Origin of the sequence: Nostoc sp. DedQUE05 (assembly GCF_034530955.1) — a bacterium.
Taxonomy (GTDB): domain Bacteria; phylum Cyanobacteriota; class Cyanobacteriia; order Cyanobacteriales; family Nostocaceae; genus Nostoc.
The window spans coordinates 12,480-34,675 of record NZ_JAVRCB010000042.1; the positions used below are offsets into that span (position 1 = coordinate 12,480).

General features: G+C 42.8%; 15 protein-coding genes. 6 read left to right on the forward strand and 9 right to left on the reverse strand.

Going from position 1 to position 22,196, the window contains the following annotated elements; translation table 11 throughout:
* Positions 1–131 precede the first annotated feature (131 nt).
* The 3 genes from RMZ42_RS26170 to RMZ42_RS26180 all read right to left on the reverse strand — a co-directional run bounded on the left by RMZ42_RS26170 (position 132) and on the right by RMZ42_RS26180 (position 2,662).
* A complete protein-coding gene (locus RMZ42_RS26170) occupies positions 132–908 on the reverse strand; it encodes a Crp/Fnr family transcriptional regulator (protein ID WP_322674159.1) in 777 nt (258 codons plus the stop codon).
* Positions 909–988: 80 nt separating this feature from the next.
* Positions 989–1,735, reverse strand: a complete 747-nt coding sequence (locus RMZ42_RS26175; RefSeq protein WP_322674160.1) for a Crp/Fnr family transcriptional regulator — start codon at positions 1,733–1,735, stop codon at positions 989–991.
* Positions 1,736–1,924: 189 nt separating this feature from the next.
* Positions 1,925–2,662, reverse strand: a complete 738-nt coding sequence (locus RMZ42_RS26180) for a Crp/Fnr family transcriptional regulator (protein ID WP_322674161.1) — start codon at positions 2,660–2,662, stop codon at positions 1,925–1,927.
* Between the two features lie 837 nt (positions 2,663–3,499).
* On the opposite strand from RMZ42_RS26180, the gene RMZ42_RS26185 reads away from it, so the two are divergent.
* From RMZ42_RS26185 to RMZ42_RS26195, 3 genes are all read left to right on the forward strand, one after another.
* The gene (locus tag RMZ42_RS26185) at positions 3,500–4,537 is read left to right on the forward strand and encodes an NADP(H)-dependent aldo-keto reductase (RefSeq protein ID WP_322674162.1); all 1,038 of its coding nucleotides are present in this window, start codon (positions 3,500–3,502) and stop codon (positions 4,535–4,537) included.
* Positions 4,538–4,747: 210 nt separating this feature from the next.
* Complete coding sequence (locus RMZ42_RS26190) at positions 4,748–5,875, forward strand: aryl-sulfate sulfotransferase (RefSeq protein WP_322674163.1); 1,128 nt, start codon at positions 4,748–4,750, stop codon at positions 5,873–5,875.
* 190 nt (positions 5,876–6,065) lie between these two features.
* Positions 6,066–6,737 carry a glutathione S-transferase family protein gene (locus tag RMZ42_RS26195; RefSeq protein ID WP_322674164.1) on the forward strand — a complete coding sequence of 224 codons (672 nt, stop codon included), beginning with the start codon at positions 6,066–6,068 and terminating at the stop codon, positions 6,735–6,737.
* A gap of 242 nt (positions 6,738–6,979) precedes the next feature.
* Here RMZ42_RS26195 and RMZ42_RS26200 read toward each other — a convergent pair whose 3' ends face one another.
* Positions 6,980–7,993, reverse strand: coding sequence for an NAD(P)-dependent alcohol dehydrogenase (locus tag RMZ42_RS26200; RefSeq protein WP_322674165.1), 1,014 nt, complete (start codon positions 7,991–7,993; stop codon positions 6,980–6,982).
* Between the two features lie 320 nt (positions 7,994–8,313).
* Complete coding sequence (locus RMZ42_RS26205; RefSeq protein WP_322674166.1) at positions 8,314–9,336, reverse strand: tetratricopeptide repeat protein; 1,023 nt, start codon at positions 9,334–9,336, stop codon at positions 8,314–8,316.
* 838 nt (positions 9,337–10,174) lie between these two features.
* On the opposite strand from RMZ42_RS26205, the gene RMZ42_RS26210 reads away from it, so the two are divergent.
* Positions 10,175–12,055, forward strand: a complete 1,881-nt coding sequence (locus RMZ42_RS26210) for an ABC transporter ATP-binding protein (RefSeq protein WP_322674167.1) — start codon at positions 10,175–10,177, stop codon at positions 12,053–12,055.
* Positions 12,056–12,255: 200 nt separating this feature from the next.
* Here the strand turns inward: RMZ42_RS26210 and RMZ42_RS26215 are convergent, their stop codons facing one another.
* The 3 genes from RMZ42_RS26215 to RMZ42_RS26225 form a co-directional block, all read right to left on the reverse strand.
* Positions 12,256–12,957 carry an acetoacetate decarboxylase family protein gene (locus RMZ42_RS26215; RefSeq protein WP_322674168.1) on the reverse strand — a complete coding sequence of 234 codons (702 nt, stop codon included), beginning with the start codon at positions 12,955–12,957 and terminating at the stop codon, positions 12,256–12,258.
* Between the two features lie 215 nt (positions 12,958–13,172).
* A complete protein-coding gene (gene dnaK / locus RMZ42_RS26220) occupies positions 13,173–15,101 on the reverse strand; it encodes a molecular chaperone DnaK (protein WP_292869714.1) in 1,929 nt (642 codons plus the stop codon).
* A gap of 480 nt (positions 15,102–15,581) precedes the next feature.
* Positions 15,582–16,400 (reverse strand): SDR family oxidoreductase, encoded by an 819-nt coding sequence (locus RMZ42_RS26225; protein ID WP_322674169.1) that lies wholly within the window; start codon positions 16,398–16,400, stop codon positions 15,582–15,584.
* 777 nt (positions 16,401–17,177) lie between these two features.
* Between RMZ42_RS26225 and RMZ42_RS26230 the strand changes: the two genes are divergently transcribed.
* Positions 17,178–18,893, forward strand: coding sequence for an ATP-binding protein (locus RMZ42_RS26230; RefSeq protein WP_322674170.1), 1,716 nt, complete (start codon positions 17,178–17,180; stop codon positions 18,891–18,893).
* A 198-nt stretch (positions 18,894–19,091) separates the two neighbouring features.
* Positions 19,092–20,642, forward strand: coding sequence for a HAMP domain-containing sensor histidine kinase (locus RMZ42_RS26235; RefSeq protein ID WP_322674171.1), 1,551 nt, complete (start codon positions 19,092–19,094; stop codon positions 20,640–20,642).
* Between the two features lie 109 nt (positions 20,643–20,751).
* Here the strand turns inward: RMZ42_RS26235 and RMZ42_RS26240 are convergent, their stop codons facing one another.
* The gene (locus tag RMZ42_RS26240) at positions 20,752–21,993 is read right to left on the reverse strand and encodes a M20 family metallopeptidase (RefSeq protein WP_322674172.1); all 1,242 of its coding nucleotides are present in this window, start codon (positions 21,991–21,993) and stop codon (positions 20,752–20,754) included.
* Between the last annotated feature and the right edge of the window lie 203 nt (positions 21,994–22,196).

Here is a 22,196-nt window from a genome sequence, read left to right on the forward strand (position 1 = left end):
GGCTCCGTAGCATAAAGACTAGAAGTAGCGATCGCATAAAAACGCGCTATTTGATTGCATACTTTACTAAATCTTAAAGGAAGCAATTAGCAAATGTCTGTCCGGTTTCAGACATAGTAACTTAATATTCTTCATTGGCGATGTCTACGACGGTCACTGAGCGCAGCCGAAGTGCGGGCTACGCCTATGCGCCTTGACTTATTCCCCAGCAACCGAGTAAATTCCTTTTGGATGACTCGATAACACTCACAGGAAGTTGCTTCCAAATCCTCTCGATTCAGAATTTTAATATGACCACGTTGGTAGCTAATCATTCCGGCTCGGCTGAGGGTGCTAGCCGCTACTGTCACACCGGAGCGCCTTACACCCAACATCTGGGCGATAAATTCTTGCGTGAGCGGAAATTCTTCTGATGCCAAACGGTCAGAGACTGTGAGCAGCCAACGAGCCAGTCGTTCCTCCAATGAATGAAGACGGTTGCAGGCACATGATTGTGTAAGTTCGGTATATATAGCTCGTACATAGCGCAGCAGCAGCTTTTGAATAGCTCCACCCCGATTGAATTCGGTTCTCAGAACATCTGCATCTATCTGCATTCCAGCACCCGCAACTTGGACAAACGCTTTTGTGGTTGTTGTGTTGCTTCCTAAAATTATTGGGATACCTACCATACCTTCATTGCTCACTATCCCAACTTCCATCGTCGATCCATCTCTCATACAAGTGACTATAGAAACCACTGCGTTTTGGGGAAAATAGACGTGTGTGATGGGTTCTCCCGGTTCGTAAAGAACTTGCCGAGTGGGAAGCGAAACTAACTTTAGGTGCGGGAGAAGACGCTCGTAATCACTGGTTGGCAAAGCCGCGAGTAACTTATTTACTTGCAGCTTAAGAGTGTTTTCGCTCACTGAACATTAAAATAGAAATTCGCTCATAATACTTTAAATTAACTTACTTTTGCCAGTCTGTTCGGTTTCGCACACATAGCTCAAAAAAATTTTTTGGCTCGGTTACTGGGCTTCATGCCCAGTAACCGAGCAAATTCGTTTTGGATAACTTGACGACACTCGCAGGAAGTTGCTTCCAAATGCTCTCGGTTCAGGATGCTAATATGACCGCGTTGGTAGCCGATCATTCCGGCTCGGCTCAGGGTGCTAGCCGCTACTGTCACGCCGGAACGACGTACACCTAGCATCTGGGAGATAAATTCTTGCGTGAGGGGAAAATCTTCTGATTCCAGACGGTCAGAAACTGTCAGTAGCCAGCGAGCCAGCCGTTCTTCCAGTGTATGGAGACGGTTGCAGGCAGCACCTTGCGCCAGTTCAGAGTATACAGCTTGTACGTAGCGTAGCAGCACGCTTTGAATAGCTCCGCCCCGATTGAACTCGGCTTTCAAGACATCTGCATTGATTTGCATAGCAGCGCCAGAAATTTGCACAAAGCCTGTTGTGGTTGTGGTGTTGTCTCCTAAAATTACCGGGATACCCACCATGCCTTCATTGCTTACTATCCCAACTTCTGCCGTTGAGCCATCTTCCATAGTGGTGACTATAGAAACCACTGCCTTATCAGGAAAATAGACCTGTGTAATGGGTTCGGCTGCTTGGTAAAGGATTTGCTGAACTTGGAGCGGAACTAGCCTTAGATGGGGGAAAAGACGTTCATAATCACTCGCTGGCAAAGCTGCCAGCAGCTTATTTAGTGGTTGCTGAAAAAGGCTTTTATCTAATGACATTAGAAGTCACTCTCCTTAAGGTAGGTGACTTTAGAAAAGCCAACTCAGGGCACAAGGAAAGAATTTCAGAATTTGCTCCTAATGTCGAAAGGTGTATTCTCTAAAGGAACACAGGGACAATATAAAAAAGCTTAAATGAACAGACTTTAACAAGTCTGTGCGGTTCCGTACATAGAAGCTTCAAAAAAATTATTTTTGCCGTTTATTGGGCTTATTGCCCAATAAACGGATAAATTCATTTTCTATAACCTGATAACATTCGCAGGAGGTTTTTTCTAAAGCCTCTCGATTCAGGATGTGAATCTCACCACGGTGGTAGGCGATCGTTCCGGCTTCGCTCAGGATGTTAGCTGCTTCGGTGACACCAACACGACGTACACCTAACATCTGCGAGATAAATTCTTGGGTGAGCGGAAATTCGTCTGATTCCAGACGATCGGAAACTGTTAGCAGCCACCGAGCCAACCGCCTCTCTAGTCTATGAAGACGGTTGCAGGCAGATCCTTGTGCTATTTGAGTGTATACAGCTTGCACGTAGCACAGCAGCACGCTTTGAATAGCTCCGCCCCGATTGAACTCGCTTTTGAGTATATCCGCATCCATCTGCATCGCACTACCTGGAATCTGCACAAATGCTGTTGTGGTTGTGGTGTTGTCTCCTAAAATTACGGACATACCCACCATGCCTTCATTGCTCACTAAACCAACTTCCACAGTCGAGCCATCTTCCATAGTGGTGATTATAGAAACTACTGCTTTGTTAGGAAAATATACCTGTGCGATCGCTTCGCCTGCATGGTGAAGTATTTGGCGAGTAGAAAGCGAAACTAGCTTCAGGTGGGGAACAAGACGCTCATAATCACTGGCTGGCAAAGTTGCCAGCAACTTATTTGCTGGTTTTTCAAGGATATTTTTATCTAATGACATTGGAATTCTCCTGAATGTAGCCGTCTTTAGAAAAGACAACTCACGGCATAGGGAGAAAAATCAAGAGTTTAACCCTAATGTCAAAAAGCGTACTTCCTAAAAAGCTTATAATAAAAGATTGAGATTTTTATACTCATATCTATAATATAACAAAATTGAGTTGTTTATAATAACAAAAAATCCAGAGAAATTAACTTAATTACATTTGCGACATTTGCGATCGCATAATTAAATGAAATTATGTTAGTTAATCATATTGCTATAGACACGAGCATCCTTGGAAGCGATCGCAGCAAAAAATTCCTGATTATACAACTCATTAAAACCTAAATCTTTTTCATTGCTACAAATCTTTTTAGCTCTCCCAAATAGTTTTGGTATATTTTTATTGTCTTAAAAAGAAGATACTTAGAAATTACCCAATTAAGATGAATATTTATTAAGACTTCATTCTAGAAGAATCTTAAGATTTTTAGTTTACTACGGTAAATCTACCGATTTATTGTACTATATACTTAGTCTAAAACAGTCTATTTCACAAATACCCAATAAAAGCAAGTATTTTCTACTACATATTTAAAATTTTGATTACCCAAAACTAACTTACTTATCTGGTTCATCTATGCAATAATAAACAGCTATATGCATTAACTACACTTTAAATATCGATTTACAGGAGTATAAACTGTATATTCTCTGAAAAACTTATATTGGCTTAGTGCCAAATCCAGTGTTGTTTGAAGCTAATTTACTTAAAAAATAATAATGCCCTTGACAAAATGCAAAATCTCTAACAAAAATATCACTGTTAAATCGAGTGAATAACAACGTAGAAATATGAAGTATAACCAACTTGGCAAGAGTGACTTAAAAGTTTCGGAAATTTGTCTGGGCACTATGACTTATGGACAACAAAATACTATTGAAGAAGCCCACGAACAGCTAAATTATTCTATTGCCCAAGGAGTCAACTTTATTGATGCAGCTGAGATGTATCCTGTCCCACCAAGTAGAGAAACTTATGGATTAACTGAAACTTATATTGGGGAATGGTTAAAGCGTCAACAAAGAGATCGAGTTATTATAGCTACTAAGATTGCGGGCCCTGGTCGAGGCTTTAAATGGTTACGTGGTGGAGCCGAAGCAATTGACCGTGATAATATCAAAAAAGCTGTAGATGATAGTCTAAAAAGATTACAAACAGACTATATCGATCTATACCAAATTCACTGGCCCGATCGCTATGTGCCACGATTTGGACAAACGGTATTCGATCCGACTCAGGTGAAAGAAACAGTTCCCATTGCTGAACAGCTAGCAGTTTTTTCCGATGTAATTAAGGCTGGGAAAATTCGCTATATCGGTTTGAGTAACGAAACCCCTTGGGGAGTTGCCCAGTTTAGTAACGCTGCTAAACAGTTAGGATTGCCTAAAGTTGCTTCGATTCAAAATGCTTATAACTTGTTGAATCGAGTATTTGACGGAGCCTTAGCAGAAGCAGTTTATCACGAAGAAATTGGATTACTAGCTTATAGTCCTTTGGCATTTGGCTTCTTGACTGGGAAATATCTAAACGGCAAACCAGAAAAAGCCAGAGTCACTTTGTTTGATAATTTCGGTCAGCGCTATCTCAAACCAAAAGTAAGTCAAGCCGTATCAGCTTACGTAGAAATTGCCAAGCGCCATCAACTAAGTGCAGCGCATCTAGCTTTGGCATTTGTGCGGAGTCGTTGGTTTGTGGCTAGCACAATTATTGGTGCCACCACACTGGAGCAACTCAAAGAGAATTTAGAAAGCGTGAATGTAGTTCTCAACAAAGACATTTTGGAAGAGTTGGATATAGTTCATGCTCAGTCGCCAAACCCAGCACCGTAAACAATTCAAAATTCAAAATGACGCTCGCGGACTCGCTAACGCTGCGCTAACAAAATTCAAACATTTTAGATAGTGTTCGCCTCGTTACCAGGCTCCAGCCTGGTAATGCCTCCTTAGAGCCTCTGGCTCTCATTCTCAGAGTAGAAGTAGAGATGCGCGATGCACTCTCTCAATTCTTAGATTCAAAACTAGATATTTAGTCGGTAAAATATGACTTTTACAGCAACATTAATTGACCAAAATACTATTCGTCGTCGGGGTACTGGTTTAAGAGCTTACAATCCCGAAAAAGTATTTAAAGGATACACACTTTTCACACCCCTGACAGGTAAAGGTGAAGTCTACCTTCTGAACTTGGAAGGAGAAGTAGTACACCAGTGGAATCTGCCTTATCCACCAGGGTTATACGGTTATCTTTTGCCCAATGGCAACCTTTTTTATAATGGTAAGACTCCGCCAGAAGAACCCCTACGTTTTGCTTTGTGGGCTGCATTCAAAAGTGGCGTTGTTTTAGAAGCAGATCCCAAAGGAAATATTATCTGGGAATATAAGCATCCAGATCATCATCATGATGGACGCAGGCTAGCCAATGGCAACACGATTCTACTCGCCATTGAAAAGATACCTCAGTCTTTGGTTCCCCGGATCAAAGGTGGCGTACCAGGTACAGAACCAAATGGTGATATCTATGCGGATGTGCTTTATGAGGTGACTCCAGTAGGTGAAATCGTTTGGACTTGGCACGCTCACGAACACCTCGATCCAGATATATTTACGATTACACCCCAAGATCATCGACATGAATGGACTCATGGGAATACTGTGGGTGAACTCGCCGATGGCAGCATTATAGTGAGCTTTCGCAATATCTCCACAGTTGTCATTATCGATCGCAAAACCGGAGAAATCATCTGGACGCTAGGCGATGACGTGCTAGCACAGCAGCACTTTCCGAACGAATTAGCTAACGGTAATATCTTGATTTTCGACAATGGCGCACATCGCCGTAACATTGCTCTCAATTTTTCTCGTGTGATTGAGGTGAACCGTCAAACCAAAGAGATAGTTTGGGAATACACCGACAACCCGCCCCAAAATTTCTTCAGTGCATACATATCAGGGGCGCAACGTTTAGCCAATGGCAATACCTTAATTACAGAAGGTGCTTACGGCCGGATATTCGAGGTGACAGTTGCAGGAGAGATTGTTTGGGAATACATTAATCCCTACTTTGCAACTCGGAATATCCCAGGTGAAAAATCGCCCGTAACTCGTGGAGAGCAAAATACAGTCTTCCGCGCCTTCCGTTATGCACCTGAAGAAGTGCCCTGGCTTTAGGAGAAGGCAGGGGGCAGGAGGCAGGGGGCAGGGGGGCAGAGGAGCAGGGGAGGCAAGGGAGCAGGGGAGAAGTTGCAGTAAGTTTTTGCCCAATGCCCAATGCCCAATGCCCATTTAAGATTTGGGATTTTGGATGAAAATTCAATTCTCAATGGCGATTAACAAGTCCTATTTACCAAGGAACTTAAACATGACTGAAATTAAAGTATACAGTGCAGTTGTTTGTCCTTATGCTCACCGTACCCGCTTGGTACTCCAAGAGAAAGGCATTGACTTCGATTTGATTGAAATTGATTTGCAGAATAAACCTGAAGGATTTACCAAAGTTTCCCCTTATGGTAAAGTGCCTGCACTAACTCATGACGATAACCGAGTTTGGGAGTCAGCGGTAATTAACGAATATCTTGATGAGGTATTTCCCAATCCACCATTGTTACCCAGCAACCCCATCGATCGGGCACAAGCTCGCATTTGGATCGATTTTGCTAACACCAGATTCGTTCCCGCTTTTTCTACCCTGCTGCGGAGTTCAGATCCCGAAAAACAAGAAGAAGCGAAACAGGAACTATCTAAACATCTGGAATTCATTGAAAACGAAGGTTTAGCAAAGCTATCTAAAGAAGGCCCTTATTGGTTTGGCGAATCTATTAGTTTGGTAGATTTCACCTATTTCCCCTGGTTTGAGCGCTGGGCTGCATTGAAGCAATATCGCGGTTTTGGAATACCAGAGCAATTTACCCGTGTACGTCAGTGGAAACATGCTTTGAAAGAGCGTGAATCTGTGAAAGCGATCGCTCACTCTAAAGAATTCTACATCGAGCGATATGCTAAATTTGCTACGCCTACTCTCGCTGCTGTTTAAAGGTAATTCATAATACCAATTTAATTAATGATTGCAACACATCCTTAGGTAAAGACGCGACGCCAGTCGCTACAACGGGGAGGCAGCGCGGTCTTGGGGGTTTCCCCCATGAGCGACTGCCGTGGGAACCCCCGCAACGCGCTGGCTCATGAATCGCGTCTCTACAAATGCTCTATTGGTATAACTATGTTTCAACTGGGAATTCAAACCCCAGTTGAAACATAGAATTAAACTCTTGAAAATTACGAATTACGAATTACAACTTTACCGAAGTGAGCCGCACTTTTGAGGTAATGATAAGCCTCTCGTGCTTCATTGAAGGGGAAAACTCGATCGATAACTGGTTTGATTTGATGCTGTTGCAGCGCCTGATTCATCGCTTCAAACATTTCCCGACTGCCAACATAAATTCCCTGAACTGTTAAACTCTTAAAAAGTATTGGCATCGGGTCAATCTCATTTCCTCTACCTGACAATACGCCAATCAAGCTAATACGTCCCCCAATGCGGACTGCTTGTAGTGATTTTGGCAGAGTACCTGCACCGCCTACCTCAACTACATGATCTACACCTGTGCGATTGGTTAATTGATAAACTTGCTTTTCCCAATCTGGTGTTGTTTTGTAGTTGATTGTCTCGTCAGCACCAAGCTGTTTGGCTCGTGCCAACTTTTCATCACTGCTAGAAGTAATAATCACTCTAGCACCATGTATCTTGGCAAACTGGAGAGCAAAAATTGAAACCCCTCCAGTACCGAGTAATAAAACACTATCACCTGCGCCAATATTGCCTTTTGTTACCAGCCCGTGCCAAGCTGTGACTGCTGCACAGGGTAAAGTTGCACCTTCAATATAGGATAAGCGATCGGGTAATATTACTAAACCATCTTGGTGTAATAAGACATACTCGGCTAGCATTCCATCGATACCGCCTCCGAGATCGGATTTCATTTTCTCTTTGGTTAAAGAGCCATAAATCCAGTCTTGGAAGAAAATACCAGCGACGCGATCGCCTATTTTTACCCGTGTCACACCTTCCCCCACCGCCACAACTTCTCCTGCACCATCAGACATGGGAATTAACGGATATTTCTGTCCAGAACCGTAAGCTCCTTCAATCACCAGCAGATCGCGGTAATTTAAGGATGTTGCTTTGACTTGAATCAGAACTTGTCCAGCTGCGGGTTTTGCTTGGGGGCGATCGACTAATGCCAGGGCATCAATTCCGGCGTTGCTTTGAATTTCGTAAGCTTTCATAGATGTCCTTGTTCTAGCTACAACTTTGGTATTGTAGCTAGGGTAAAAAAGAATTTAGAGACGTAGCAAGTGCTACGTCTCTACAAGGGTTCTGCATAACGCATATTTAATTTCACTAGTAGGGTTGCCCTCATCCCAATATGGGCTATGGTGTACACACATCTTGGTAATGAAGTCCCAATCCTGAATTTACCCCCCTTAATCCCCCCTTGTAAAGGGGGGAAATATCCGGTTCTCCCCCTTTATAAGGGGGAGTTAGAGGGGGTCAGAAGGACTCGTGTGTACACTTTAGCCCAATACTGGAGAAAGGGAACTGGAAGCTACAGAGAATCTATGAACTGCTGTACTTTTTCTAAAAGTGGCTGATATTCAATTTGCTCTGCTAACTCTTGGGCATTTTGATAGCACGATCGCGCCATTTTTTTGCGTTTTGTGGTGGCGTAAACGTTTCCCATATTTAGCAAAGTTGAAATTTCTCCAAGATTATCGCCCAGTTCTTGATAAATCCCAATGGCTTGCTTATAGAACTTCATGGCTTGGCGATGCTCTGCCAGGGTGCTGTAGGTAAAACCAATGTTATGAAGGGTTGTTGCAACGCCTGCGCGATCGCTAATTGCTTGACGTGTCAAAAGAACTTGATAGTAGAGCAATAGCGCTTGTTTCGGTTTTCCTAAATCATGATAGACAGAAGCAATATTGTTCAAGGTGGTTGCTTCTTGAAGCAGATTTTTCACGGCTCGTTGAATTGGCAGTGCTGCTTGAAAAAATTCTAGCGCTTGCTCAAACTTGCCTAAGACATTGTAGGCAAATCCAATACCATTGAGCGTTGTTGCTTCGCCAGAAAAGTCACCTAACAATCGCCGCATCCTCAAAATTTGGTGTTGTAGCAACAGTGCGCGTTTCGGTTCTCCTAAGCGGGTATAAATTAGCGCGACATCATTAAGAGTAGAAACTTCACTTTGAGTATCTTGCGATCGCCTAAAGATTGGTAGTGCTTTGTCAAAATATTCCAACGCTTGCGAAAAGCGTCCAAGACGGCTGTAGGTAGAACCCAGATTGCTAAGTGCAGTTGCTTGTGCTGCCGTGTTGCCAATTTCAATAGCAACCGAAAGCGCCTGATGAAAACGCTCTAATGCTCTTTGAGGTTGCCAGCAACTGAGGTGAGCTAAACCGAGGTCGTTTAATGTATAACCTTCTCTGGCTCGGTCTGGAATTGCTCTGGCCAAGTGTAAATTTTTGGTTGCAAGATCGAGAGACTCTTGAAATTTGCCCCGTTGGTAGTAGCGGTTTGCTTCATCACGACGTTGTTCCCATTCTTTGACTTGATTTAAAGGTTGCGTCATCTGACCTCAGTTGCATTCTGCGATAAGTAGGTAGAACATCTCTTGGGAATGAACCCCTCTTAGGTTTCCCAAATTTTAACCTCAATCTTCTATCTTTAGATATAAGACGTAAACAGATAAGTATGCTATTATTCCATACTTACAGGAATATTTATGAAGCAATTAATACAAATACTGTAGGGGCGCACTTCTCATAGGTGTCTACTTAACGCTCAACCCGCTTGGTAACAACGTTTTGCCTTCACCCCCAGCCCCTCTCCCATCCGTGAGAAGAGAGCTAGACATTCCCTAACCCCTTCTCCCTTGGGAGAAGGGGTTAGGGAATGAGGGTGTAAGGGATTTGTAAAACGCTTGTCCGATATAGTTTTCGGCTTAAGTTGACACCAATGATAGCAATGCACCCTGAAGACTTCCACCCCTTGAAAGTCCTGATGTGGCGTTGCTGAATCAAGGGATGATTCTTGTAGGGTGGGCGACACGAGCGCCCTGAAATACAAGGGACGGGCTTTTCGGCCCATCCCACAAAACTAGCAAAATCATCCCGCTTTCTCTGCAACGCCCCTGATGTTTCGCAGTTGGTTCGCCAATGATTTAGCTAGCTGCGATTGTAAATCGTTTTGAATCGCCAAATTAAATTAAACAGTGGCAACATTTCTGGGTAGAAGACTGATAGTTTTAAGATTGCAAAATGTAAAGGAAATCATCCAAATCTTGAGGAATATCCGGATCTTAGTAGTAGTCTTGCAGTCTCTATCTCAGGCATGGTATCAGAGTAGAAAAATAAACGCTACTTTAAACAAGCGTGTTTTTTTCCAAACATTAATATAATGCTCTTACTATGAGCATCTACCAATCTCTGAAAAAATCTTATACCCCAGATCGTCGGCGTGAAAATGACTGGCGGTTATTTTTGCGTTTGGTGCCTTATGCCCGTCGTAACGGACGGCTATTGGCGCTGTCGATGTGCCTACTCATACCGATCGCACTAGCTAATGCCGTACAACCTTTCTTGATTGGGCAAGTAATCTCTCTGATTCGTCACGAACCAAGCACTTACGAACTTTTCAGGAATCGTCCTTTCTCGCAAGGGCTAAATATCCTAGAGGGATTATTGGTAATTGCGATCGCCATCCAAGTGATGTTGACAGGTTTTCAAGGTTATATAGTCCAAAAGCTAGGGCAACAAATCACCGCAGCAATTCGCCAAGACTTATTTCAGCATGTAACATCTCTAGCAGTGCGCTTTTTTGACCGCACACCCGTAGGTAAATTAATTACCAGAATCACCAGCGATGTGGAAGTGTTAGGTGATGTCTTTTCGACTGGGGCAATTGGCATCATATCCGATTTGTTTTTAATGCTGGTGACTTTGGGTTTAATGTTTTCCATCCAGTGGCAACTTTCTTGCTTGCTGTTATTGATGCTGTTACCAACTAGCTGGGTAATTGTTTACATTCAAAAACAATACCGCAAAGCCAATTACAAAGGACGAGAAGAACTTTCGATCCTAAATTCACAGCTACAAGAAAATGTGCTTGGTATTAACGTTGTGCAGTTGTTCCGTAGAGAAAAATTTAATGCCGAATTGTTTCGTGCTACGAACAGGAACTACACTCAGCAAATGGATAAAACCATCTTTTATGATTCATTTGTTTCAGCAACCTTAGAATGGATTGGACTGATTGCGATCGCAGGTGTTTTATGCGTGGGTGGTTGGTTGCTGTTGGAAAAAACCTTGACTTTCGGGACTTTATCGACATTTGTATTGTATGCCCAGCGATTATTTGACCCTTTAAGGGCTTTTGCGGAAAAATTTACAGTAATACAAGCTGGTTTTACTGCCATTGAACGCGTAGGGGATATATTAGATGAACCGATAGAAATTAGCGATCGCGCCAATGTCCGCTTCTCAATATTTGATGCGAAATTTGGCTACATAGATGAGATCGTAGCTAATCTAGAATCCCCAGACCTCACTTCCCCGCCAGAACTGGGAGAGATTCGCTTCGATCGTGTCTGGTTTGCTTATAAAAATGATGATTACGTAATTAAAGACTTAGATTTTACGATTCATCCTGGTGAAAAAGTGGCATTAGTCGGCCCTACAGGTGCGGGTAAAACTTCGATTATCCGTCTTTTGTGCCGCCTTTACGAACCCACCCAAGGACGCATTCTCATAGATGGCGTAGACATACGGGAAGTACCGCAAGCAGAACTGCGGCGTTACATGGCAGTAATTTTACAAGAAGGCTTTTTGTTTGCAGGCGATGTTAAAAGCAACATCTCTTTAGGAGATGGCTACACCATTGAGCAGATCCAACAAGCAGCCGAAGAAACCAACATTGCCCAGTTTATAGAAGAATTACCTCAAGGTTATGATACTCAACTTCGAGAACGGGGCACAAATATTTCTAGCGGTCAAAAGCAACTTTTAGCCTTTGCGCGGGCTGCCATTCGCAATCCGCAAATTTTGGTACTAGATGAGGCTACCGCTAGTTTGGATGTTGGTACAGAAGCTTCAGTTCAAGAGGCATTAAACCAGCTTTTGCATAGACGTACTGCCATTATTATCGCTCACCGCTTGTCTACGATTCGCAACGTAGACCGGATTTTTGTTCTCAAGCGTGGCGAATTAATCGAACAGGGAAGTCACGAGCAACTACTGCAACAAGGAGGGCTTTATGCCACTTTACATAACTTGCAGATGTTAGGAAGTTAGGATATTTTATAATTCCAAAGTGGAAAAGAGCGATCGCATAAAATAATACCAATTTGAAAAAAGAATGCGACAAATAGACCATTTGTAGAGACGCGATTCATCGCGTCTTTACCCAAAGATGTGTTGCAATCATTAATTGAATTGGTATAAATTTCTCAAGAATTCATTTCGGTAAAGGGGAAAGAGGAAAGAAAAAACCTTTAACCCTTACCCTTTTCCCTTTTCCCAAAACCTGATTCCGAATTAAAAATACCTAACCGAGAAGTATTGATACCCATCTGACCTACCACTTTTGGCGCATCAACCCGTAAATTCATCTGCTCATACCGCACAGTTAACCAAGGCTGACCTAAACCGATTCCAGAAAAAGGACTTTCGTCTGGGATTTCTAACTTAGAACCAATCAAACCTAATACAGACTCAACTTCAGCAGGGAACATCAGCAAATCACTACCCTTGACGCTGAAACTAGAGGCACTTAACCACTGTCTCCATGCCAAACTTTGTTGATTATACTTAAGACTACACAACTTCCGGTTTTCCTGATGCACAGTAACTTGCTTTCCTTGTTCCCAGGTAAACTTAGCTAGTTCCTTTGGTAGCCCCCAAATTTCTCGACCGCCAGCCACCGAATCAGCATTATCTACATAAATGTGGGAAACCCAACCACCGATTTTTCTTTGGTAATTAACCAAAGCTGGGACAACAATTAACTCACTATACTCCAGTACTGAGCCTGACCCATAATGAGATAAATACACGCTAGCGAGAGTTTTACCAGGCCATACAGAAATAATTTCTAACTCTAAGGGAATTAAAGGGCGCACTTGGTCAATATTTACCAAATGCAAAGTTTGGATGGCATAGCCTTGGAGTGTCCAAGGTGCTTGTGGATATGACATAAGGGAGTTAGGAGTTGAGAGTGAGGAGTTAGGAATAAAGTTAAGAATTAAGAGCAAGAGTTACTAATATTAGTTCTACTCTAACTCTAGACTTCAAACTCCTAACTCCTAACTTCTAACCTCTAACTCCTAAAAAAAAATCCCCACTCAGGCATTTGTCTGAGTGGGTAATATGAGGTCGAACAAAACAATCTTCTCAAAAGAAAGCAGAGGAATTATTTGCTCTCTGTAAAATCAGCGTCAATCACATCGTCGCCGTTACTAGAACTAGAAGAACTGCTACTATCTTGAGGTTCACCACCAGATGTAGCACCGGCACCAGCGCCAGCACTGGCACTAGCACCAGCTTGTTGATAGATGTTGCTACCAACAGCGAATAACGCTTGTTGCAATTCTGGAGTGAGCTTCTTGATTTGCTCATCGTCTTCTTTAGCAACAGCTTCCCGCAGTTCTTTCACCAAACCTTCGACTTTAGTCTTGTCAGCATCGGGAACTTTATCGCCCAATTCTTGTAACTGCTTTTCAGCTTGGTATGCCAAAGAATCGGCTTGGTTCTTGCGTTCAATCTTCTCACGCCGTTCTTTGTCAGATGAAGCATTTTGTTCAGCTTCTCTTACCATCCGGTCAACGTCATTTTTATCCAGAGTGGAAGCGCCAGTTATGCTGATGGACTGTTCTTTACCAGTACCTTTGTCTTTTGCGGTGACGTTAAGGATACCGTTAGCGTCAATATCGAACACCACTTCAATTTGAGGAACGCCACGTGGTGCAGGAGGAATACCATCGAGACGGAAGGTTCCCAAACTCTTGTTATCGTTAGAAAATTCGCGTTCACCTTGGAGGACGTGAATTTCTACGTTGGTTTGTCCATCCACAGCAGTGGAGAAGACTTCCGATTTCTTGGTGGGAATTGTGGTGTTGCGGGGGATAATTTTGGTCATCACGCCGCCCAATGTTTCCACACCCAAAGATAGGGGTGTCACGTCTAACAGCAAGATGCCAGTTACATCACCAGCCAGTACTCCAGCTTGAATGGCTGCACCAACTGCTACAACTTCATCAGGGTTCACGCTTTGGTTGGGGTCTTTACCCAATACCTGCTTCACAATCTGTTGGACTGCGGGAATCCGCGTAGAACCACCAACTAACACCACTTCATCAATATCGCCTTTGTTTAACTTGGCATCCCGAAGGGCGTTTTCTACAGGAATACGGCAACGGTCGATTAAGTCAGAGCAAAGTTCTTCAAACTGGGCGCGAGTCAGGGTTGTATCCAGGTGCTTGGGCCCATCCTGGGTAGCAGTGATAAATGGTAGGTTGATTTCTGCTTGGGTAACGCTAGAAAGCTCAATTTTGGCTTTTTCTCCAGCTTCCGTCAGACGCTGTAAGGCTTGTTTATCTTTGCGCAGGTCAATACCTTCGGCTTTCTTGAACTTCTCAGCTAAGAAATCAACTATTTTTTTATCAAAGTCGTCACCACCAAGGTGGGTATCACCAGATGTGGCTAGTACTTCAAAAACTCCGTCTCCTACTTCCAGCACGGATACGTCGAAAGTACCACCACCAAGGTCAAATACTAGGATGGTTTCGTTACTCTTCTTGTCAAATCCATAAGCCAGAGAAGCAGCGGTAGGCTCGTTGATAATCCGCAGAACTTCAATCCCGGCAATTTTACCAGCGTCTTTTGTTGCTTGCCGCTGAGAGTCGTTGAAGTATGCAGGAACAGTGATTACAGCTTGGGTTACAGTTTCACCCAAGTATTTGCTGGCATCTTCAACTAATTTGCGAAGAACTTTTGCAGAAATTTCTTCAGGAGCAAACGGTTTACCAGCTATTGGACAATCTAATTTGACATTGCCATTGCTGCTAAGAACTTTGTAAGAAACTTCTGTAGCTTCGTTACCCACTTCATCGTAGCGGCGACCGATAAAGCGTTTGACTGAGTAAAACGTATTTTCGGGGTTCATCACCGCTTGGCGTTTGGCGATTTGGCCAACCAAGTTGTCGCCATTTTTCGCAAATGCGACTACTGATGGCGTTGTCCGAAAACCTTCAGCATTAGCAATTACTGTGGGTTTACCACCTTCCATCACTGCCACGCAGGAGTTCGTTGTTCCTAAGTCAATTCCAACTACTTTTGCCATTTTAGGTGCTGGCTCCGTATAACTACAAATGAATGAATGAGAATATAAAGCACTAAATTTTGAACCAACAGGGTCAAGAAATCAGCCAGTTCAGCATGAATACCTTTAATTTGGCTTTCCTGGGGTTAAAACTCCAGACTATGCTGATATATATACTGAAGCTTAGTGGTAGCCAGTCCATGAAGGGTGGTTTCCCGAACCTTACTTGGGACGGTTAAACTAACTAAATTTTGTTTTTAGTTGGTTCATGGATTAATTTGTCTTCACTCTGTCTAATGTAGAAGAATTAATACTTTCAGTAATTAGGGTGAACCGTAACGTCTGAGTGGTGTTTGCCGTCTTTTGAGGCAATAAAGTACAGAAGCATTGGGGATTGGGGATGGGGCATGGGGCATGGAAGAGAATAATAACTCAGCATCAGCACTTGGCACTTGGCACTTAGCACTCAACACTCAGTACTCAATACTAAAGACTCAGTAGTTACTTAAGCCCAGAAAAAAGAGTTTCCCAGGCAATCACAGGTGGTCTTTGTCCTTGGTTGACTATTTCAAAAATTTTCCTAGAGCTATTTGGCTGAAAAAGGCATTCTACACAAGCGTTTGCAACATCAATCCGGCTGGCATCACCCGAAAGGGTATCACCAGTGCCTATGACCACACCGTATTTACCCCCAGTTTTTGCCTTCAGGAGGGTGTTGAGGTCGTATGAGGTATAGGGGCCGTCAATAAGGCGTCCTGGGCGGATAATGGTGTAGGGCAATCCTGAATTAATAATGGACTCCTCACCCTTTTGTTTAGCATCCAACACGCCAAAACTATTAAGAATACTAAAAGGAAACTGATTTTTACGGAGAATTCCACAGGAAGAGACGAAAACGAATCGCTTCAAATTCTGGGGTGCTGCTGCTACTAGATTGCTGACACCTTGAGCATCAATCTTTGTCGGACTATTCTTTGCTTTTGCTTCACTAGATTTGGGATTAAAGAAAATAATTCCCCATTCAATCAAGTTCGGGGTTTCGTCAAACTCCCATCGCGCAGAGGGAAAGGCAGTAGTTCCAGTACAATTTATGATGTGGGTAACACCTAGCATTGCTGCTGGCAGTGTAGCTGGCTGGCGAATGTCACCAACGGCAATTTCCACTTTTTGGTTAAACATCTCTTCAGCTTTTGCAGCATTGCGTGTCAGAACGCGAACTTTTAAACCCTTTTCGAGTAACTTGCCTACCACTAATTGCCCGACTCCACCTGTAGCACCAGCAACTAGTATTAAATCTTTAGCTGAATCAAAAGAAGTCATAAAGTGCCCTTGAGATAGTCTATTGTTAATCTACCTAAAAAATACGATGTCTACGAGAGGCTGTGCCAATCATTATTAGACCTCTTGCAAAAATCCTTGAATCACCCCTCTCCAACCCTCCCCTTGTGAAGGGGAGGGGGCAAGATTTCAAGTTTACCGCTAATATATCGGGGGGATAAAGGGGGTTTATTCGACTTATGCAAGAGGTTTATTAGAATACAAATTAATTGTAGATAGCGCAGAAAGCCTATAGAAAGACCTACGAATTAACTAGGTATTTTTATTATGTTTTAATAGTTAAAAAGAGCTATTTAAAATTAAATATATTTAATTGTATTTGGGATAAAAATTTTGAGAAAAATGTGACTCTTCGCCTTGAAACCCTGATTCTATCCTCAAACTATTGTCAGCGATCGCCAGCCCCAAATAATGGTTCAAACCTATTCCTAGCATACATTTGCTAATTTGCGGATATGTCTACTGTTGTTGGTGTTGATACTATTACTGACTTCAATAGTTCTGAAGGTTACAAGATTGTACTGGATAAGGCTACCTTTAGTGCGTTCCCGCTTCTCCTGTCAAAGACGCTACGCGTCGTTTCGCCGCAGGGGTACGCTATCGGTAATCCACATCATCAAAAAGGAACCAGATTAAAGATTTGGCTAATGGCTGTTGACTCTGTAGCTTTCAGGCACACATCTGGGAATTTTAGGAAAAGCGCAAATTCCCTAGAACTGAATTAGCGCAGTAGCCAGTACTTGAGGTTTCGAGCAAGGAATGAAAATTAGTCAGAAATTAATTTCGGGAATTCTAGGAATAGCGACTCTCTCAGTAATTACTGGTGCGATTAATGCCCATCAACAATTGAAAATAGCTAAGTATATTGCTCAACAAGAGGCTGAAGAAGTTGCTGGACTAGTAGCATATTTCGTAAGTCATGAACTTGATGAATACCACGAAATGGAATCGCGAGATAAGATGTTAGCCGAATTGCAAGAGCATGTTATCTCGCTACACAAGAGACGTCAGCGCGATCTGGAGATTGTAGACCGCAATAAAATCATTTTGGCAGATGTAGTTCCAGAAGACATTGGTACGCGATTAGATCGCGATCGCAATAATGAAGTTGGTAAAACTATTCAAGATGGTATACCAAGAACATATATTGAGTTCAGTCCTGAGTACCCAAATGGGATTCGATTGATTGCTGTTCCTTTTAAGACTGGCAAGGGTGAAAGAATTGGTGCAGTCATTCTGGAATATACACCGCTTTATGAAGCAGCCCTAGCAACAGCCCATAAAAATATTGTTGCCACGTCAGTTATCAGTTTGGCATGTGGCATACTCGCACTATTAGTAGGCTATTTGATCTCTAGAAGCATTTCAAAACCGATTAAACAACTCCAGCAAGCTGTGGTAAATCTGTCTGAAGGTAAGCTGAATACCAGAGTTAATATTTGCTCCCAGGATGAGATTGGCGAGTTAGCTACCTCGTTCAACAAAATGGCGGACGATCTGCAACATTCCAGAGATGAATTGGTCAATGCCAACGAACAATTACGAGACGAGATTGTTGAGCGTCAGCAGACAGAAGCAGAACTTCAGCAAGCTCTGAAAGACCTGCAAAAAACCCAAATCCAATTAATTCAATCTGAAAAAATGTCGAGTCTGGGTCAACTAGTAGCAGGAGTTGCCCATGAAATCAACAATCCAGTTAATTTTATCTACGGCAATCTGCAACACACTGATGATTACACTCAACAACTGCTGTTGTTAATTAAGCTTTATCAAAATCATTATCCCAACCCAGAGCCAGAAATTAAAAATGCTCACGAAGAAGCAGATATTGAGTACCTAACAGAAGATTTGCCTAAGATGTTAACCTCAATGAAGATGGGGGCTAAACGCATTCGGGAAATTGTTCTCAGTCTCCGAATTTTCTCTCGTTTGGATGAAGCTGAGTTCAAAACGGCCGATATCCATGAAGGAATCGACAGTACTCTATTAATTTTGCAACACCGTCTGAAACTACAAAATAATCGCCCTGAAATTAAAGTGATTAAAGAATATGGTGAAATACCTCAAATCCAGTGTTTTGCAGGGCAAATGAATCAGGTATTTATGAACCTCTTAACAAATGCGATCGATGCTTTAGAAGATTGTTTCCAAAAAGAACTTTGTCCAAATCCCTTGATTCGCATTTCTTCTCTTCAGGTAAATGAAAATATAATTATTCGGATTGTTGATAATGGGGTAGGAATTTCAGAAGAAATCCAGTCGCGTTTATTTGACCCTTTTTTCACCACAAAACCAGTTGGCAAAGGGACTGGTATGGGTCTATCAATAAGTTACCAGATAATTACTGACAAGCATGGTGGATCTTTGCAATGTATTTCATCACCGGGACAAGGTGCAGAGTTTGTAATTACAATCCCAATTCGAGTAGCGAAACCAGCACAATTATTAATTGGCGATCGCCACGCCTATCGGTAAAAGTCAGTGCTAATGTTTTTCAGCCTCTAAGTGCGTAAGCATAGCCCGTCATAGACATCGCAGTTAGAGGGTAATTGCCCCTGAATTGTTCGGTTCTACCACTGTCATCAGTATACAAATAGCTATAACCTCTTAGATAGTAGTGAAATGTCTAACCTAGACGCTGTTAGTCGCTCTTGAATTAAGGGGTGAAAGCCTGTGTACCAATGGATATTGCCAAGCCTGAGCGAAATCTTGGCCCAAAATCAATCAAGTGTGGCAGAATGTTCACCTGCTAAAGCAGAGCAGCAGTGGCGTATCAGCCTCGCAGCGACAGAACATTTGCTATTAAATACTTTAGCAGACCCTTCAGTTGACACAACCCAAGGATTAGTTTTAGCTGCACCAGCACCCTTGTTTAGTCAACCAAAATTGACTCAAAGTTTACAAACAGTAACTTTTACAGCAAAACCATTTAACCCTTTGGCGCTGATGCCATTTCAGATGCCAGGTGCAATTGCGTCTGTCAATGAAGATATTGCTCCTAATGAATCGGTACTTCCTTTACTACCTGCCGATCCGCTCGGAGCAGAACAATTTTGCTTGGTTTTTACAGATAAATTCAGATTAGTACTAATTTTAGCAACTCACAAAGACGGTAAAAAAACCTTTTCATTTTCTTTTGAGCCAGAGATAGTGCAGCAGGCTTGGCGATCGCTAGGGGCACGGGTAATGCTGGCTAATCCAGAATTTTTCGCCCGCTTGGACGCATTAGTAGAACAGTATTCTCCGGTAGCACCAGACTACCGCATGATGATCCACTTTAGTCAGTTATTACTTCAGGAATTAACAGAACCAGAAGAGACTAAAGACTGTTTACTAGGGACTGTGGAAGAAGCAGGGGAGCATACTTCGACTGCGCTCAGTAACCGGGGGAGCAGAGGAGCAGGGGAGCAGGGAAGAAAAGTTTTACCCAATGCTCAATATCCAGTTGCCCTGAGCAAAGCCGAAGCGATGCCCAATGTCCAATCCTCAAATCCTGATGTAGAATTGCTCCAAGCTTTTGCTCACGAAGTCCGCACACCTTTAACAACTATTCGCACCATGACTCGTCTGCTGTTGAAGCGGCGAGACTTAGATGCTAGCGCGATCAATCGCTTAAAAGTTATCGATCACGAGTGTACAGAGCAAATTGACCGGATGGAATTGCTGTTTAAGGCCGCAGAACTAGAAACTACTGCCCCAGCAAAATCGTCAAAAACTCAACTCACGCCGATGTCTTTAGATCAAGTGTTGCAGCAGAGCATTCCCCGTTGGGAACAAGCAGCGCATCGGCGGAACTTAACTTTGAATGTTGTTTTACCCCAGCAACTACCGACAGTAGTGAGCAATCCCACCATGTTGGATCAAGTTCTCACTGGTTTGATGGAAAACTTTACTCGCAGCTTACCCGCTGGTAGCCATATTCAAGTACAAGTTATCCCCGCTGGAGATCAACTGAAGTTACAATTATCGCCGCAATTAAGGTGCAAAGATTCAAATAAAGCCACCATACCTGCAACGCCACCAATCCGCAAATCTCTAGGTCAACTGCTAATGTTCCAACCAGAAACAGGTACGATTAGCTTGAATATCGCTGCAACCAAGCATTTATTTCAGGCGATCGGTGGCAAACTAATTGTGCGCCAGCGTCCACACTATGGGGAAGTGATGACGATTTTCCTGCCTTTAGAAGTTAGCAATAAACAGAAACCGATAGTCACGAATTAGAGATATAGCCATCCTAAATGAGATTGTGAAAATTTTTATTATGGTCGTCCTTTGTCATTTGTGACTACAACGGACAAATGACAAATGACAAATGACAAATGACTAATGACTAATGACATGAAACAAAGTACTTTTCCACGCATCTAACAAATATTTCCACACCCATTGCCAAGGCGGTTTCGTCAAAATCAAACCGGGGATGATGATGGGGATATACTAAGTCTTTTGCGGGATTAGCAGAACCCAGAAAGAAATAACAACCAGGAACCTTTTCTAAGAAAAATGACATATCTTCAGCAGCCATAGTTTGACATTCTGGCACAATACCCACAGGAGTTTCTACCACTTCTTCTGCTACAGATCGCACTAGTTCTGCTACTTTAATATCATTAATTACTGGTGGATAAAGTGACCAATATTCTAGATCGTATTTTGCACCATGACTCTGACAAATTCCAGCAATAATCTGCTCGACACGCTGGTTAAAAAAGCCTTTTAAATTAGGATTAAAATACCTGACAGTAGCACTCATTCTCGCTGTATCAGCAATTACATTACGTTTAGTTCCAGCGTGAAGTTCTCCCACTGTCACTACTGCTGAATCAATGGGATTAACATTCCGAGCGACAATAGTTTGCAAAGCATTGACGATTTGGGCAGCAACAACAACGGAGTCAACAGTTTGATGCGGTAGTGCGCCGTGTCCACCTTTACCCAAAATTGTGCAGTTAAAGCACTCTACAGCTGCCATCAATGCGCCAGCGCGCACACCCACTGTTCCTAAAGGCAAATTATTCCACAAGTGCAAACCAATAATCGCTTCAACATCAGGGTTTTTCAAAACTCCAGCTTCAATCATTGGCTTTGCGCCTCCTGGTGATTCTTCCGCTGGCTGAAAGATAATTTTCACAACACCAGAGAAATCTTGGCGATGCTGTTGGAGATAATAAGCTGTACCTAAAGCGATCGCTGTATGTCCATCATGTCCACAAGCGTGCATCACTCCATTATGCTGCGATTTGTACGGCACTTCATTGAGTTCTTGGATTGGCAAAGCATCCATATCCGCGCGAATCGCTAAAACTTTTGGATTTTGGATTGTTTCTGAAACTTCCTCTTTACCCTTGATAGTGGCAACAATGCCAGTGTGGGCAATGCCAGTTTGATGCTCAATTCCCCATTCTTGCAGCTTTTGTGATACAAACTCAGCAGTCAGTTTTTCTTGAAAACCCAACTCTGGTTGTTGATGCAATCGCCGCCGCCACTCTACTAATTGCGGTTGCAATGAGCGGATCGAAAGTCGGATGCGAGATAGATCGACAGAAGCGGGATTGGGAAAGGTGGAAACCATTATAAAGACAAACTAGTTTAAGTACAGCTGATACCAATTTCAAAACGAATGCAACACATACATATAGATAATATCCCTTCCCAACCCTTTCCAAGGTATCGGGGAAGGTGCGCATCAGCGCATCATGTCGCAAACATTTTTTGAATTGGTATTACTGAGATTATTTTCCTAGTTTAACGTTACTTGGATGAGTCTTCAGTAAG